At 55.9% G+C, this 15,948-nt stretch carries 11 protein-coding genes; 4 read left to right on the forward strand and 7 right to left on the reverse strand.

The window, feature by feature from the left end; translation table 11 throughout:
• Positions 1-61: 61 nt before the first annotated feature.
• Entirely contained in the window at positions 62-3,577 is a 3,516-nt protein-coding gene (locus tag NDQ72_18640; GenBank protein WKD28030.1) for an indolepyruvate ferredoxin oxidoreductase family protein, read from the reverse strand.
• A gap of 177 nt (positions 3,578-3,754) precedes the next feature.
• On the opposite strand from NDQ72_18640, the gene NDQ72_18645 reads away from it, so the two are divergent.
• Positions 3,755-4,237 (forward strand): Lrp/AsnC family transcriptional regulator, encoded by a 483-nt coding sequence (locus NDQ72_18645; protein WKD28031.1) that lies wholly within the window; start codon positions 3,755-3,757, stop codon positions 4,235-4,237.
• A 446-nt stretch (positions 4,238-4,683) separates the two neighbouring features.
• Here the strand turns inward: NDQ72_18645 and NDQ72_18650 are convergent, their stop codons facing one another.
• The 4 genes from NDQ72_18650 to NDQ72_18665 form a co-directional block, all read right to left on the reverse strand.
• The gene (locus NDQ72_18650; GenBank protein ID WKD28032.1) at positions 4,684-5,997 is read right to left on the reverse strand and encodes an aminotransferase class V-fold PLP-dependent enzyme; all 1,314 of its coding nucleotides are present in this window, start codon (positions 5,995-5,997) and stop codon (positions 4,684-4,686) included.
• A gap of 58 nt (positions 5,998-6,055) precedes the next feature.
• Positions 6,056-7,549, reverse strand: coding sequence for a tripartite tricarboxylate transporter permease (locus NDQ72_18655; GenBank protein WKD28033.1), 1,494 nt, complete (start codon positions 7,547-7,549; stop codon positions 6,056-6,058).
• Positions 7,521-7,814, reverse strand: coding sequence for a hypothetical protein (locus tag NDQ72_18660; GenBank protein ID WKD28034.1), 294 nt, complete (start codon positions 7,812-7,814; stop codon positions 7,521-7,523). The genes NDQ72_18655 and NDQ72_18660 overlap by 29 nt, the downstream gene beginning before the upstream one ends.
• A gap of 227 nt (positions 7,815-8,041) precedes the next feature.
• Positions 8,042-9,031, reverse strand: a complete 990-nt coding sequence (locus tag NDQ72_18665) for a tripartite tricarboxylate transporter substrate binding protein (GenBank protein WKD28035.1) — start codon at positions 9,029-9,031, stop codon at positions 8,042-8,044.
• Positions 9,032-9,208: 177 nt separating this feature from the next.
• Between NDQ72_18665 and NDQ72_18670 the strand changes: the two genes are divergently transcribed.
• The 3 genes from NDQ72_18670 (at position 9,209) to NDQ72_18680 (ending at position 12,393) form a co-directional block, all read left to right on the forward strand.
• The gene (locus tag NDQ72_18670) at positions 9,209-10,141 is read left to right on the forward strand and encodes a LysR family transcriptional regulator (GenBank protein WKD28036.1); all 933 of its coding nucleotides are present in this window, start codon (positions 9,209-9,211) and stop codon (positions 10,139-10,141) included.
• A gap of 524 nt (positions 10,142-10,665) precedes the next feature.
• Complete coding sequence (locus tag NDQ72_18675; protein WKD28037.1) at positions 10,666-11,721, forward strand: TRAP transporter substrate-binding protein; 1,056 nt, start codon at positions 10,666-10,668, stop codon at positions 11,719-11,721.
• A 225-nt stretch (positions 11,722-11,946) separates the two neighbouring features.
• A complete protein-coding gene (locus NDQ72_18680) occupies positions 11,947-12,393 on the forward strand; it encodes a DUF6455 family protein (GenBank protein WKD28038.1) in 447 nt (148 codons plus the stop codon).
• Positions 12,394-12,506: 113 nt separating this feature from the next.
• Here the strand turns inward: NDQ72_18680 and NDQ72_18685 are convergent, their stop codons facing one another.
• Both NDQ72_18685 and NDQ72_18690 read right to left on the reverse strand, forming a co-directional pair.
• Complete coding sequence (locus NDQ72_18685) at positions 12,507-13,967, reverse strand: sodium-dependent transporter (protein ID WKD28039.1); 1,461 nt, start codon at positions 13,965-13,967, stop codon at positions 12,507-12,509.
• Positions 13,968-14,334: 367 nt separating this feature from the next.
• Entirely contained in the window at positions 14,335-15,897 is a 1,563-nt protein-coding gene (locus NDQ72_18690) for a sigma-54-dependent transcriptional regulator (protein ID WKD28040.1), read from the reverse strand.
• Between the last annotated feature and the right edge of the window lie 51 nt (positions 15,898-15,948).

Here is a 15,948-nt window from a genome sequence, read left to right on the forward strand (position 1 = left end):
GTATCGCTACCTAGCAAAAGGCCACGCATTGCGTGGCCTTTTTTACCTATATTGAGTTGCCTTAAGCAGCTTCGACAGCGATGGTCTTCGAGCGACCTTCACGTAGCTCCTTCAGCAACGTCTCACGGCGCTCGTTGGCTTTCTCAGCGGCAGCTTCGCGGACGGGTCCAAAACCACGAATTTCTTCTGGCAACTTAGCAAGCGTTAAGGCCGTGGCGTGATTCGTGCCATCAAGACGGGCCACTAACTCATCAATCAACTGCTCATAGTCAGCCAATAAAGCGCGGTCGAGTTTACGATCAGCGCTGAAGCGGAAAGGGTCAAGCGCGGTGTTGCGCAAACCGCGCAGCTTGGCCAACGTGCCCATTGCCTTCAGCACCCAAGGGCCGAAGCGGCGCTTCACCGGACGCCCTTGCGCATCTTTACGGCCACCCAACAGTGGCGGTGCCAAATGGAAGGTTAGCTGGTAATCACCCGAGAACGTGGCTTTGACCTCATCCAGAAAATCGCTCTGGGTGTAAAGGCGCGCCACTTCATACTCATCTTTATACGCCATCAAGCGATAGAGCTGATGGGCGACGGCTTCACTCAACGATTGGCCACCGTTTAGCGCTGCTTCGGCCTCACGCACTTTCGTTACTTGAGTAACGTAACGCTCAGCCCAGGCACGGTTCTGATAGCGCTCCAGGTGGCGACTGTTACGCGCCACTACATCGTCCAGTGTGGCATTCGCGGATAGGGGAAGCGTGTCCAGATGCTGCTGAAGATAGTCGGGTTCCACCGCAGCCAAGCGACCCCAGGCAAATGCCTGACGGTTCTTCTCCACAGCGACGCCGTTAAGCTCCAGAGCACGCTGCAGCGCAGGTTCAGAAAGCGGCACCAGCCCCTGCTGCCAGGCAAACCCGAGCATCATCATATTGGAAAACACCGTATCGCCCAGCAGCTGTTCGGCTAGGCGATTGGCATCCAGGGAAGCAAAGCGTTCCTCGCCAACCGCTTCACACAGCATGTTAAGGTGCTTACTGGGCTGCATATCCGCATCGCGATAAAGGACATAATCCGCCGTGGCTAGCTCCGCCAGATTCGCCACGATACGCGTGGTCGGCTGCAGCACATTTAGCGCTTTCTGCGAACTCGCCACGACCATATCGCAAGCGATCATCGCATCGGCCTGGCCAGCTTCGATACGTACCTGATTCAGCTCACTGGGCTGTGATGCCAGACGCACATAGCTAAGGACTGCCCCGCCTTTTTGCGCAAACCCCATAAAGTCGAGCACGCTGCTGCCCTTACCTTCCAGGTGTGCGGCCATGGTAATCAGTTGCCCAACGGTCACCACGCCCGTGCCACCAACGCCTCCCACCAGCAAGTCATAAGGGGCCGTTAAAGTGGCAATCGCAGGGGTTGGCAAATGCGCTATGCGTTGCCAAAAGGCATTATCTGCGGTGACGCCCTGGCCTTTACGCAGCCCGCCACCTTCAACCGTGACAAAACTGGGGCAAAAGCCACTGACGCAGGACATATCTTTATTGCAGGACGACTGATCGATTTTGCGCTTGCGGCCTAGTTCGGTCTCGCGAGGCACCACCGATAAACAGTTGGACTGTACAGAACAATCACCACAACCTTCGCAAACATGATGGTTAATGAACACCCGGCGGGCGGGGTCTTCCATCAAACCACGCTTGCGCCGACGGCGCTTTTCAGCCGCGCATGCTTGGTCATAAATCAACACGGTGCAGCCAGGAATTTCGCGCAGTTCACGTTGCAGCGTATCCATCTCTTCACGCCCGTGGAAGGTTACCTGCTTAGGAAACTCCTTTTCATGCCCGCGGTATTTTTCGGGCTCATCACTGACCACCACTACCCGACGAACACCTTCATCCAGCGACTGCTGGGCGATCATCGGCACGTTAATTTGCCCATCCACGGGTTGACCGCCCGTCATGGCAACCGCATCGTTGAACAGGATTTTATAGGTAATATTGACGTTGGCAGCCACTGCCTGACGCACCGCCATCGAGCCCGAGTGAAACCAGGTGCCTTCGCCTAAGTTCTGGAAAATATGCCCATTGCCGGTAAAGCGGCTCTTGCCCACCCAGTTAACGCCTTCGCCGCCCATCTGAATTAACGATTCGGTGTTGCGGCCCATCCACGACGCCATAAAATGACAGCCGATGCCCGCTAAGGCTTTACTGCCCTCTGGCACCTTGGTCGAGCTATTGTGTGGGCAACCGGAGCAGAAATACGGCATGCGGCGCACACCACCAAGCTCCTTAACACCGGCTTGGCAAGCATCAACGGTTGCCAGCTTGTCGCTAAAATCAATGTCGAAAAAGCGCGCTAAACGCTCGGCGACAAAGCCTGCTAAGAGGCGCGGGCCCAGCTCTCCAACAAAGGGAATCAGCGGTTTGCCAGTTTCATCCTGCTTGCCGGTCACGATGACCTCGCCAGGATGGTCGGGTTCGGACATGTACTCTTTAAGCTGACTTTCAATAATGCCGCGCTTCTCTTCAATGACCAGCACTTCGCGCTTGCCATGAATAAACTCAAGAATGCCGGGGCGATGGAGCGGCCACACCATCCCGACTTTGTATATTTCCACCCCCAATTCACGCAGCTTCGCCTCATCCAGCCCCAACAAACGCAGCGCCTCAAGTAAATCCAGGTGGCCCTTGCCTGTGGTAACCAGCCCAAACGTCGCCTGTTCTTGGCGAAATAAATACTGATCAATCGGGTTAGCGGTGGCAAACGCCTGAACGGCGGCCAGCTTGTGCTCAAGGCGAGTCTCAAGCTGCGGCCCCGGTAGGTCCGGCCAGCGATAGTGCAGCCCGCCTTCCGGCATTTCGAAATCCGGCGTGACATATTCCGGCAAGGGCGGCACGTCCACCGATGCGCCACTCTCTACGGTTTCGGAAACGGCTTTGAACCCCACCCAGCAACCCGAGAAGCGTGAAAGTGCATAGCCCCATAACCCAAAGCGCTCATATTCCGCCAATGAGGCAGGGCTTACGACCGGCATAAACCAGGCCATAAAGGCGACATCCGACTGGTGTGGCATGGAGGACGACACACACCCATGGTCATCGCCCGCGACCACCAGCACACCGCCAGTCGGTGAGCTACCATAGGCATTACCGTGCTTTAACGCATCGCCCGCACGGTCAACGCCTGGCCCTTTGCCGTACCACATGCCGAAGACGCCTTCGACTTGCCGCTCAGGATCTGTCTCTACCTGTTGGCAACCAAGCATCATGGTAGCGGCCAGGTCTTCGTTGATCGCAGGGACAAAATCGATGTGATGCGCTTCCATAGCGGCTTTCGCCCGCCAAATTTCTTGGTCTACACCGCCCAAGGGCGAGCCACGATAGCCACTGATAAGCCCTGCCGTTTGGCGGCCATTGTGGCGATCAAGCTCGGCTTGGCGTAAGGCGATGCGTACCAATGCCTGGGTGCCAGTAAGAAAAATACGGCCTTCGCCGCGGCTATAGCGGTCGGCCAACTGATAATTATCGAGTGCGATCTCGAGAGGCTGGGTAATAGAACCCGCCTGCTCAGCAATTGAGGGGGTTGTCATGAGAGTTCACCAGTACGGTTGAAAAATTATGGTTGTAATACATCTGAGTCTAGCCAAGAGCGCACTAAAGGTGCTTGCTAATTAGCTCTTCAAACGTCTGGTTATTAATCATTACTTTCATTTTTTTAGCTTTGACGCAATGATATTCAACAAACCACAAATAAATGAAATGACACCATGAAAGAAGCAACTAAAGAAATCACTTTAGACAGGCATGATCAGCGCATTCTTACCCTGCTTCAGCAACAGGGGCGTATTACCAACAATGAGCTCGCCGAACAGATCGGGCTCTCCCCTGCTGCCTGCTGGCGACGCGTAAAAGCCCTGGAAGAGAGTGGCGTTATCCGCCGCTTTGCGGCGTTGGTGGAACCCAGCCTAGTGGGCCAACCACTATCAGCACTGGTCATGGTGACGTTGGTTCGCCACCACATCGACAATACCGTCGAGTTCGAAAATCGCATTCTGCAATATCCAGAAGTGCTGCAGTGCTATGCCACCACCGGCAACGCCGATTTCGTATTGCGGGTAGTGATCGAGGACATGGCGGCTTATGACCGATTTCTGAATGAAAAACTCTTCACCTTGGAGGGCATTTCCCAGGTCAGCTCCAATTTCGTGCTGCGTAATATCAAAGAAGAGACCGCTATCCCGATTCGTTGAATCAGCCGACTGCCGCAACTCTGAAGACCCACCGCTTAACATGGCTCTTCACCGTTGAGGGTGCCGGTGCGTTCTTAAGCCACCTTCACAGATTAACGACCAACACTGTCGGAAAACCTGCTTGCAGGTCCTTGACGAAACTCTCGGGTACCTCCAGCGGTACACCTGGGCTCTCTTCTCCACCGACCTCCGAGATTGCAACTCGCCTGTGGATATTTTTCGGCCAGATAGAGCTGGATCGCCAGTGATTCGATTATCGCGCGGCTTTCATTGATCAGCGCGGGAACCTTAGCGGCGGAGTTGAGAGTAAGAAAGCCTTGTTGGAGATGCTAACCCTTCATGAGTTCCACCAAAACCTGTTCGGAGTCCAGCCCCCTGGGCATTCAGTTCCAGGCTTGCGGAAGGCCAAGGTGGCAAAGCAAGGTGGTGGTGGGCGGCTCGGGGCTTTACGCCCGTGGCAGCACCTCGGCCAGCGCCGCCAGGCAGGCGTCGACCTCGACGGCACTGTTATAGTGCGCCAGTGAGACTCGGGTGACCGCCCTCAGCCCGAGCGGGCGCAGGATATTGCCGGAAAATACGTCGTCGCTTCGCGCATGGACGCGTATTCCCCGAGCCCCAAGTTCGGCGACCACATGCTTGGCTTCGATTTCCTCGACGGCGAACGACACCACCCCCTCACGGTACGGAGAATCCTCGGGGCCAATCAAATGCAGTCTGGGATAGCTACACAACCCCGGCAGGTCCGCATCGCCGAACAGCAGCCGATGCACCAGGGCACGCTCATGGGCGCGCATCGCCTGGCCAGCGGCGACCAGGCAAGCGCGGCGCGACGAATCATCGGTGAAGTGGCCGCCCAGCCAGGCGAGGTAGTTGACCATCTCGCTAACCCCGGCAAGCGCCGAGGGGTCACGACTGCCCAACTCCCAGGCATCGGCAGGCTTGCCCGAGAGCCGGTCATGATCAACCACGCTCATGCGATCGGAGAGCCAAGTGTAACCGTTATTGAAACGGCAGTACGCCTTGTAGGGCGAGACGACATAGGCATCGACACCGTAGTCATCGACGGCCAAGAACCCGTGCGGCGCATGCTGAATACCATCGACGATGATCATACATTCCGGGGCCACGGCGCGGATTGTGCGCGCAATCTCGGCAACGTCCATGCTCATACCAGTGACCGGGCTGGTATGCAGGATGGTCGCGATGCGGGTGTCCGGACGCACGCAGTCGGCGTAGAGCGCCGCCGTCACACGGCCTGTAGCGACATCGAAGGGTACCTCAATCCAGTCTCGGCCGGTGCGGCGTGCCCACTGTGCAGTAGCGTCATAGGTCGCAGGATGTTCCACCGAGCTCGCGAGGATACTGCCGCCCGCCTCAGCAGCTAGCGCTGCTGCGCGGATCACACGAAACAGGCATTCGGTACCGGTCTCACCGCCAAAGATGACTCCACCGCTGGCGCCAAAGAAGGTGGCTAGGTCGTCGCGCCCAGAAGAAACGATTTGGGACACGGCATGGGAGGCTGGATTGTCGCGATGTTCGTTGTCGGGAATGCCGGCAACTTCGGCGCTTCGCGTTACCACCGATTCGAGCGTTAATGACCCACCTGCATTCTCAAAAAAGACCCGCTTGCCGCTAAAAGGACAAGTATCGACGTGCAGGAAGCGCTCCCGCACCTGGTTTAGCAGCTCATCAGGAAGGAAGGTACCATCCGCCGCGAGGGGCTGGCGCAAAGTCACAGTGGGAGTTGGCGTTGTCGTCATGGTTGATATCTCCATCGGTCAGGCACAAGTCTGACCTTCATAAAAAAGGCTGTGGGAATTAGTGCTGGATGCCGCGACGTCGACGCCACTGACTCCAGACCGGATACGCCAGCGCCAGAACCACGAGTAGGCATAGCGTCAACGACAGTGGTCGGGTGAAGAAGGTGGTCAAATCCCAGTGAGAAATCTGCATTGAGCGCCTAAAGTTGACCTCTAGGATGGGCCCGAGGATCAGGGCTATCACCAGAGGAGCAGCGGGGTAGCGCCAGCGTTCCATAAAGAAGCCCACCACACCGAAGGTCACCGCGAGCCAGACATCAAAGATCTCATTGCGCAGCGCATAGGTACCGATCACGCTGAATACCAGGATCATCGGCCCCAAAACTGAGCCCGGCACCTTGGTCACTACCACTAGGTAGCGGCATAGCCATAGTCCCAGCACCGCGAACAGCACATTAGCCAGCAGCAGTGAGAGGATTAGGGTGTAGGTCGTCTCGGCGTGGTCGGTAAATAGGCTTGGCCCCGGGATCATGCCGTGGATGGTCAGCCCGCCGACAAAGACGGCTGTCACCGCATTGCCGGGAATGCCCAGCGTCAGGGTGGGAATCAGCGTGCCACCGGTCACGGCGTTATTGGCCGACTCTGAGGCCGCTACCCCTTCCAGCTCCCCCTTACCGAAACGTTCGGGCGTCGGGGAATGACGACGCGCCTCGTTGTAGGAGATAAAGGAAGCGATGCTGGTACCGGCACCGGGAAGAATACCCACTACCGAGCCGATCACCGAGGAGCGCAATAAGGTACGCAGACAGCGCCGAATGTCGAGCCACAGAGGGAGGCGGCGCCCTTTGAGTTGCTGTCCCTTACCCGTCAGCACGCCACCGCCTTCAGGTACACAGAGGTTGAAAGCCTGAGAGACAGAGAACAACCCGATCAATACCGGCAGCAGCGGCACCCCATCGAATAGTTCGCTGTAGCCGAAGGTGAAACGCTGCATTCCGGTGAAGGCGTCTAACCCCACGCAGGCCAGAACCAGTCCCACCGCCGCCGAGAGAACGCCCTTGAGAGGGCGGTCTGACGCCACGCCAACGATAGTCACCAACCCGAAGATCGCCAGCACGGTGTATTCCTGGGGGCCGAAGGCCAGTGCGACCGTAGACAGCGGCGGGGCGATGGCGATCAGTACGACCACACTGAACAGCCCGCCGAACAGAGAGGCGAGCGTCGCCATGCCCAGCGCCTCGCCGCCTCGTCCAGCCTCTGCCAATGGGTAGCCGTCGAGCGCGGTGGCGATGGAGGCATCCGTGCCTGGAGTGCGCAACAGGATTGCCGTCACCGACCCACCATAGACAGAGCTAACGTAGACTGCACCGAGTAGAATCAGCGCTAGGTCCGGCGGCATGCCGAAAGTGATGGGGATACATAGCGCCACGCCCATCGTCGAGGAGAGCCCCGGCAGCGAGCCGATCGTCATGCCGGCTAGGGTGCCGAGAAACAGCGTCAGCAGGGCCATTGGCGTCAGCACATTACCAAGGGCAGGAAGCAATACATCCATAGAGAGTCTCTTGAGTAAATTCGCTGACCGTCGCTAGCTTGCCAGCCAGCCAACGGGCAGAGGCACGGACAGTAGGTACATGAAGACCACGAAGATCACGGCTGAGAATGTCATAGCGATTATCAAGGCCGTCAGCCAACGCAAGTGGCCCAATAACCGCAGGCTGGCCAGCAAGAACAGTGGCAGCGCGGCGAAGGTACCGGCGGTCACCATCAGGCCAAGCAGTCCCAGCAGGCACAGGCACAACACGGCGAAGCGCGGCCATGCCAGCGGCGGAGGCAGCTCGTCAGGAGCTCGACGGCAAAGGGTGCAAAGAGCAATCCCTATACAGACCACCCATCCCAGCGTACCAGCGATCACGGGAAAGACTCCTGCGTCGCCGCGCATACCCAGACCCGTGATCACCGCAGCGGCACAGACCGCCCCCATCAGCAAAGCTACAGCACGATCGATAGTGTCGAGAGTCATGGGGCTAGCCCTCCAGGCGTCCGTTTACTGCTCGCTCCAGGGATCTTGTTCCCAGAGCATCTTCAGTCGGTCATGGCTGTCGTGGATAAAGTCGACGTACTCCTGCCCGTAGATGGGATTGACCGACATGTTGAGGCGGTTCATCTCAGCGCGGAACTCGGGGTTCTCAACGACTTTGCGAGTCACGTCCAGCAAGGTGTCATAGATCTCCTGAGGCACGTCCGCCGGAACAGCAAATCCGCGTGATGCCGCGGCCAAAACGTCATATCCCTGCTCATGCCCAGTGGGCACATCAGGAATCGGCTCGCCCCGCTCTTCAGACCATATCGCCAGGCCGCGCGCCTTGCCTTCCTGAATCTGGGTAACTGCTTCCGACATATTTCCTGCGAAGGCTGTGATATGGCCCCCCAACAGCGAGGCGGTTGCCTCGGCATTGCCGCTGTAGGCGACGAAGTTGAGGTCGATATCCGCTTCGGCGGCGAAATTGAGGGCCGCAAGGTGATCGTCACCACCGACACCCTCGTGGGAGACAATAATTGACTTAGGATCGTCCTTCACCGCTGCGACGAAGTCATCCAGGGTTTGGTAGGGGCTGTTTGTGGCGACCACTAGCATGCCTGGATCAGTGACCACGTTGGCCAACGGGCGGATATCTTCGAGGGAGTAGCCAACGGTCTCCCCACGCGTGAACGGGTAGACTTCCACCACCGGTGAATTGATCAGACCGATCGTATAGCCATCCGGGGCAGCATTTGCTAAGTGCACCCAGCCCAGCTCGCCTCCAGCACCGGGACGGTTGACTACTACCAGACGCTCGCCAATCTCCTCCTCGGCGTACTTGGCGAAGATGCGCGCCATGGTATCGGTGCTACCTCCAGCACCGAACGCAACAATCATTTGGATCGGCTTGCTGGGATAGTCCGCCGCCAAGGCCGACGTACTCAGACCACTCACTAGCAGTGTCGCCATCGAGCCTAGAACCGCCTTCCGTACCGACATAGGATGAGTCTTCATCGTCTTACTCCTTGTTAGTATTATGTTTTGAGAGCCATGCAGGTTGTTCACCCTGGTACTACCCCCAGCCTGATGCTGCTGAGCACTCACCCACTACATTAAAAGCACTCCACACTTTCAAAAAAGCGAATAAATTGCATATATTAAGAGTCGTAATTTTCATTATTCGGTGATGCCATGTTGACCCTCAAGCAGCTCGAAACTTTCGTCCAAGTGGTCGAGCTCGGCACGTTCGAGCGCGCCTCTCTGCGACTCAACGCGACGCAGTCCACCGTATCCAAGCGCATATCCGAGCTAGAGCAGGCCACCGGCCTGCGTCTCTTCGACCGGTCCCGCCGCAACGCACGGCTGACCGAGGAGGGTGAACGGCTGCTGGAACTGGCCTACACGACGCTCGACGGTGCAAAGCACATCCTCGAGCTCAATGAGCAACCCGAGCGCACGCTGCATCGTGTGCGTATCGGCTTCACCGATCTGGCCGCCCTTACTTGGCTCCCAGGCTTTATTCGGGATTACACGATCGAGCGACCCGATATACGGTTAGATGTCACCATCGATATGAGCCGTACCCTTTACCAGCAGTTTCAGGATGGCGAGTTGGATCTGGTGGTGATTCCCCAGGTCCCTGAGGCCTTCGCCCAGCCGGGTGTGGAAGCCCGGCTGTTGGAGGAAGTGGAGATGGCCTTCATGGCCAAAGAGAGCCTGGTGGACGGCTCCCCCCGCCCCATTACCATAGGAGCGCTCGAACGCTACACCCTGATCAGCCAGGGCAAGCGCTCCGGATTCGCACAGGACGTAAACCGTTGGCTCTCCCACCAGGGTGTGGCCGCCGCCAACCTGACTGCCGATAATTTACTGGCGCTGGTTGGCCTAGTGGCAGCAGGGTGTGGCATTAGCGTATTACCCAAACTCTGTGTCCAGCGTTTTGCCCGCGAGCAGGGGCTGGAGATCCTCGAGACCACCCCTCCTCTGCCTACGATCGGTTACTACGCGCTGTACCATGGTGGAGTACGTATTCAACTGTTTGATGAGCTCGCCCACCGCCTGAGCGACGCATCCGACTTCTCTCGCCCCTTCTTCTTGTCCGAGAATCGTCTTGATCGTGATTGACAGGGAGCACAGGGAGCAATGATAAGAGCCAGCACAAAGCCTAGGCTCTCAAGGCTGACGGCATCACCAATTAGCGCCCAACACTGCCGCGAGACCTTCTTGCAGGTCCTTGATGAAATACTCGGGAGCCTCTAAGTAAATGAGGGCCGATGATGCGTCGGTCCGCGTCAGTTGCGTGGGCTTCAAATGCTTGTATGTCGCTGGTTAGGCAGTTCATGAGTCTTCCTAGGAATCATGGAACTGGCTTGGGTCGGCTTGCATAGTAGATGCCCTAAGCATAATCGCCGCCGATGACTGTCACACCATTAACTGCGAAGAGCTGCTGAGATTTCGAGAACCAAACATAGCATCTGAGAAATAGACTTAAGTATTAATCAAACCAAGCTTAAATTAGTTGCTATTGAAACTATCCAAAGGCAAGGTAAGCGTTGTGACTTACGCCACCTGAGAAGGCGCCACTTGCTCGGTGTTAGGCGTTACCAATAACAACACCGACGTTAATAACGTCGTTTTGGAGTTTCCGCATGAAACAACCAGCTCGCTTACTCGTGGGTGCTATCGCGCTTTCAAGCATGGCGTTCAGCATGTCTTCATTTGCCCAGGCAACGATCACCGTGAGCACGTGGGGTGGGCCGAATCACGGTATTAATACCATTGTTTGGCCGACTTGGAAGGCGTGGATAGAGGAAGCCACGGATGACCGTGTCACGGTAGAAGTGGTGCATGACATGGGGCCTCCTCCCGCACAAATGGAGATCGTTGCTGATGGTATTGCGGACGCCAGTTGGATTTTTCACGCCCATATGGCGGGCCGTTTTCTAGCCACGCAGCTACCTGAGTTCCCCACCTTTGAGGAATTCTCTTCAGAAGATGCTTCTGCGGCCTATTGGCATACCCACCAAGAGTATTTGCAGCAGGCCAATGAGCACCGTGGTGTTGATGTCGTTGCGATGGGCGTGCACGGGCCAGGGCAAATATTTACCCGTGATCAAATAAGTTCAATTGATGAGCTTGCTGGCAAACGGCTGCGCGTGGGCGGCGGGGTGATGAGTGGCTTAGCCGAGGCAATGTCGGTAACCGGTGTCTCCATTCCGCCCACAGGCACCTACGAAGCGGCCTCCCAGGGCGTTGTCGACGGCGCAATGCTAACGCTTGAGAGCTTGCGCAGCTTCCGCGTGGCTGAAGTGGCCCCGCACACCCTTACCGTAGACGGCGGTTTCTACCGCGGCAGCTTTGCGATTGTTATGAACCCGATGTTCTGGGACCAAGTGTCGGACGAAGACCGCGCGGCGATTGAAAGCGTATCGGGTGAGCGGCTTTCACGCTTGTTTGGCTACATGATGGATGTTTCCGACCAGCGCGGCGTTGAATTTGGTGAAGAGAATGGCGCAACCTTTACCCAAGCATCGGAACAAGACATTGATTACCTGAGGGGCGTTGCGAGCAACTTACAGGATGCCTGGAGTGAGTCGATAAAGAGTCGCGGTGTTGACGCACCTGCCGCACTTGCCTTCTTTCATGAACAGTTAGTCAATGCAGCGGCCGAAGAGCGTATTGAAGCGAGTGTTGTTAGTCACTGAGCCGCTAGATTAGGTGCTCTCGCCGCTGCCGTATAATAGGCGGCGAGAGCAGCACTCACATGCTGATGACGCCCTATAAGCAGCTACTTTTCTATCATATCCCCCCACTTTCACCTCTACTCACCTTCTGTTTCACTTGAAACCAACTTGATCCGCGTCAAGATAGTTTATCTCTCGTCGGTTGATACTGATGTCATCATCAAGAACCGCCGAGGGAGATTGACCATGGATACTGCTCAGCACACCGATACCACCTCTTGGTGGGGACGCCTCACTGAGCGCTGCTATACAGCATCAACCGCGACGTTAGCCCGCAACATAAAGCAGCAAGCAGGGGCTAGCTATGATGCACTGATCAATGACCTGGAAAGACCGCTAGAACCACGCTTTGAGCAGGCAGTGGCAAGGCAGCTAGCAGCAGGCCACCCCGCTCATTTCAGCCCAGCCAAAACCTTAATGCCAGTTATGCTGCAGCGCTTTGGTCTTAAAGAGAATGAGCTTCGTAGAAATGTTCTGATAAATCATGCCGACTATCGTGCACTGTGTGACACCTGCAACGCTTGTGCAGCCGTTGGCGATTGTTGGAAAGCGATGCGGGCCAATGCCGAGCTTGATGAGTGCCGTCGCTTATGCCCTAACGCCAATGCCTTTGATGCCTTAGCGGCACAGTGAAGCGTGTTGATTAACATCCCAGCAACGTATCCCTCTATCGCAAAGCGCTCCCATCGACTATCGATGAGAGCGCTTTGATGACTCTTCTTAATGTCTTATTCGAATGAGTTGCTTCAGGAAGCCTGATGCCGCAGCCGCGGGCTAGCTAACTCTCCCACCACGGTAATAACCACCAGCAGGGCTAGCAGCCACGGCCACTGAGTGCCTACTTGAAGGGTGGCAAGGCCAAGCGCATCGATGAAAATTAACACGATGCCTAACGGGCTGACGTAACGCACCATAAACAGCCACAGCGTGTGCTGGGTACGGGAGAGCCCTAGCTCTTCCCTGAATAGTTCAGTACGCAGCAGGAAGCCTGCCATCAGTGCCGTACCTAAACCGCCTAGCGGCATCATCCAGCGGGAGGTCAGGTAATCCAGCCAATCGAAGAAAGTACGGCCTGCCACCGTCCAATCCGCGCCCACATTGAACGACAGCATTGCCAAGGTGCTTACCAACCACAGTACGATACCCACACCCCAGGATGCTTGCTTGCGCGTCAGCCCTTTGCTGGCAACGAGCCAAGCCACTGTCGCTTCGATCATTGAGATCGACGACGTAAGCGCGGCCATTGATAGCATCACGAAGAACAGCACACCAAACAAGGTACCAAACGGCATTGCTTGGAAGGCCAGCGGTAAGCTCATGAAAATCAACCCTGGCCCTTGGCCGGGATTCATTCCGTTAGCGAAAATAATCGGGAAAATAGCCAAGCCAGCCATCAGCGCGACAACGGTATCAGCAATGGCCACACTGAATGTCGTGCGTGCAATGGAGTGCCCTTCTGGCAGGTAAGAGCCGTAGGTAAGAATGGCACCAGACGCGAGCGACAAGGTAAAGAAGGCATGCCCCAGTGCTGCTAAGAGCCCTTCACTGCTTAACCCTTCGGCATTGAAAGAAAACAGAAAAGACCAAGCTTCGGCAAAGCCACCAGAAAAAGCACCGTAGCCAATCAGTATGCCCAGCATGATCACCATGCCTGGCATCATCCAACTGACACTCTTTTCAATACCTGCTTGTACGCCCTTACCGACGATGAACATGGTCAGCACCGTCACTAGCGTGCTCCAGGCACCTAACGTGAAAGGGTTGGCATTATTAGCGGCAAAAATTGCCGCCATATCATCAACACTATTACCGGCTAGCCCGCCGCTCAGCAGTTTCCACAGATAGGAAAATGACCAGCCAGCGACCACCACGTAGAACGACAGAATCATGAAACCACACAGCATGGCCATCCAGCCAAAGATCGACCAGAAACTGCCGCGCCCCGATTCATGCACCACTCGACGGATAGCATCAATCGGGCTGCCCCTGCCACGACGCCCGAAGCTGATTTCAGCCATCATGATAGGCACACCTACCGCCAATATGCAGGCCAAATAGACCAGCACAAAAGCGCCACCTCCGAACTCGCCAGTGATGTAAGGAAACTTCCAGATATTACCCAGGCCCACTGCCGAACCAGTGGCTGCTAGCACAAACCCCCAGCGGCCCAGCCACAATGTTTTGGGGGGCGTATTTGTCGTTGTCATTGGGAAACCTTATAAATTTATATTGTTTTTAGGCTATTTATTATGAGCAGCTAGAACAGCTACTTAAGAGCGATTAACTGCCTATAAAAGCCAACCAACTGCGGTCAATCAGTCATAAAGAGCAATCTATAAAGAGTCTATGGAGATAGCCATAGGGCAGGAATGGGGTTAAATCACATTCGGCGAGGCGCTGCCCGTATAAGCGGCATGAAACTGTAAAGCAATCGTTACACTCAGAAAAAAATGCCGAAGCTTGGTGTCCTGCTGTTGTATTTTTCTGACAAACTGTAAATAAATCGTGACAGTTAATTCACCTGCTATACGAACTTTTTTATGATTTTGCTTAAGTAGTGTCTTGAGTACGGTTTCAAGTGCCGTCTTGAGCACCAATACCGTAACGCTTGAGTTTATTGGCAATGGTTGTGTGGGAAACACCCAACCGCTTGCCTAACTGGCGGCTGGAGGGGTACTGCTGGTACAGCGTACTTAAGATATTTCTTTCCACCTCGCCTAACATGTCGCTCAAGCTTCCCTCTAATGGAATACCAGCAAGCTCAGGCGATACTTCACTGTGAGGAAGACGCAAATGCACCGGCTGAATGGCTTTCTCTTCACATAGCGACACCGCCTGGAACAACACATTTTCCAACTGACGCACATTGCCCGGCCAGTCGTAGCGGGTGATTTTTTCCAACGCAGCAGGTGAAAGTTCAGGCAAAGGGCAACCTATCTGGCGCGCCGCACGATCAAGCACATAGGTCGCCAGCTCTTCGATGCCGTCCAAACATTCACGTAAGGGAGGGACCTGTAGCAACAGCACATTAAGCCGGTGATAAAGATCCAGCCGAAACAGCCCTTCACTACACAGCTGCGGCAGGTTCTGTTGAGTGGCACAGATCACCCGGACATCCAGGAAGGTTTCCTCGTCGCTACCCACACGCCGGAAGCCGCCATCCTGAAGAAAACGCAACAGTTTTGTCTGCAGCCGTGGGCTCATTTCACCGACTTCATCGAGAAACACGGTGCCGCCTTCGTTAAGCTCCAGAAGGCCAAGCTTTCCTTCTGGCCGGGCGCCTTCAAAAGCCCCCGGCGCGTAACCGAAAAGCTCTGTCTCGGCCATTGATTCTGGCAGCCCGGCACAGTTGAGCACCACAAACGGCGCTTGCCCGCGATGGCTTGCCAAATGGCAGGCTCTGGCGACCAGTTCTTTCCCAGTCCCCGTTTCCCCTACAATCAGCAACGGGGCATCCAGTGGCGCCATGCGCCGCGCCTCATTGATCACGGCAGCCAATCGAGAACTCGACTGAAAGATAGCCTCAAAGCCACGCAGCTCCTGGCGCTGCACCTGATAAATCCGTGCCCCGATACGGTCGGCACGGTGCAATGTCACCACCGCCCCGGCTAATGAATCCACCTTGGTGTCTTCGGTGTGCAGTGGCGCAATATCGGCGAGATAGGTATCACCTTTCAGTTTGATCCGCAGCCCATTGATACGTGAGTTGTTGCGGCGAATCACCTCGGGAAGGTCGACTTCGTCAAGGTAGCGATCCAGCGATAGCCCTGGTACTTCTTGAACGCGTACCCCCAATACCTGAACGGCGATACGGTTGGCCGCTACAATGCGCCCCTGCATATCTATCGACATAACGGGGTCAGACAGCGAAGACAGCAATGCATCCAACTCCAAATGACGACGCTCGCTGGGCATCAAGCTCGCGCGCTTGACGCCAAACACCCCTGGAATAGCTTCCAGTGCCGGTTTAAGCGTGCTCAATTGAGCATTAAGCAACTTCGGGACATGCAAATAGATGGTATTGCCCTGCTCGCCGCCAACTTCGCCCCGCGCGACATTAACTCGGTAGTCAGCAAACTGGGCCACTATATCGCGAAGAATACCGATACGATTCTGACAGTTAAATTTAAGACGCATAGAACCCTCACGGCACAAAACTAACGTAGCTACTTAGGCTTTGCCTGAAAA

The sequence above is a fragment of the Halomonas sp. KG2 genome, assembly GCA_030440445.1.
Taxonomy (GTDB): Bacteria; Pseudomonadota; Gammaproteobacteria; order Pseudomonadales; family Halomonadaceae; genus Vreelandella.

Bases quoted from the DNA above. Each gene is read 5' to 3' on its own strand.
- NDQ72_18640 (WKD28030.1), bottom strand. From the start codon at position 3,577: ATGACAACCCCCTCAATTGCTGAGCAGGCGGGTTCTATTACCCAGCCT.
- NDQ72_18645 (WKD28031.1), top strand. From the start codon at position 3,755: ATGAAAGAAGCAACTAAAGAAATCACTTTAGACAGGCATGATCAGCGC.
- NDQ72_18650 (WKD28032.1), bottom strand. From the start codon at position 5,997: ATGACGACAACGCCAACTCCCACTGTGACTTTGCGCCAGCCCCTCGCG.
- NDQ72_18655 (WKD28033.1), bottom strand. From the start codon at position 7,549: ATGGATGTATTGCTTCCTGCCCTTGGTAATGTGCTGACGCCAATGGCC.
- NDQ72_18660 (WKD28034.1), bottom strand. From the start codon at position 7,814: ATGGCCGCGCTTCGCCGTGTTGTGCCTGTGCCTGCTGGGACTGCTTGG.
- NDQ72_18665 (WKD28035.1), bottom strand. From the start codon at position 9,031: ATGAAGACTCATCCTATGTCGGTACGGAAGGCGGTTCTAGGCTCGATG.
- NDQ72_18670 (WKD28036.1), top strand. From the start codon at position 9,209: ATGTTGACCCTCAAGCAGCTCGAAACTTTCGTCCAAGTGGTCGAGCTC.
- NDQ72_18675 (WKD28037.1), top strand. From the start codon at position 10,666: ATGAAACAACCAGCTCGCTTACTCGTGGGTGCTATCGCGCTTTCAAGC.
- NDQ72_18680 (WKD28038.1), top strand. From the start codon at position 11,947: ATGGATACTGCTCAGCACACCGATACCACCTCTTGGTGGGGACGCCTC.
- NDQ72_18685 (WKD28039.1), bottom strand. From the start codon at position 13,967: ATGACAACGACAAATACGCCCCCCAAAACATTGTGGCTGGGCCGCTGG.
- NDQ72_18690 (WKD28040.1), bottom strand. From the start codon at position 15,897: ATGCGTCTTAAATTTAACTGTCAGAATCGTATCGGTATTCTTCGCGAT.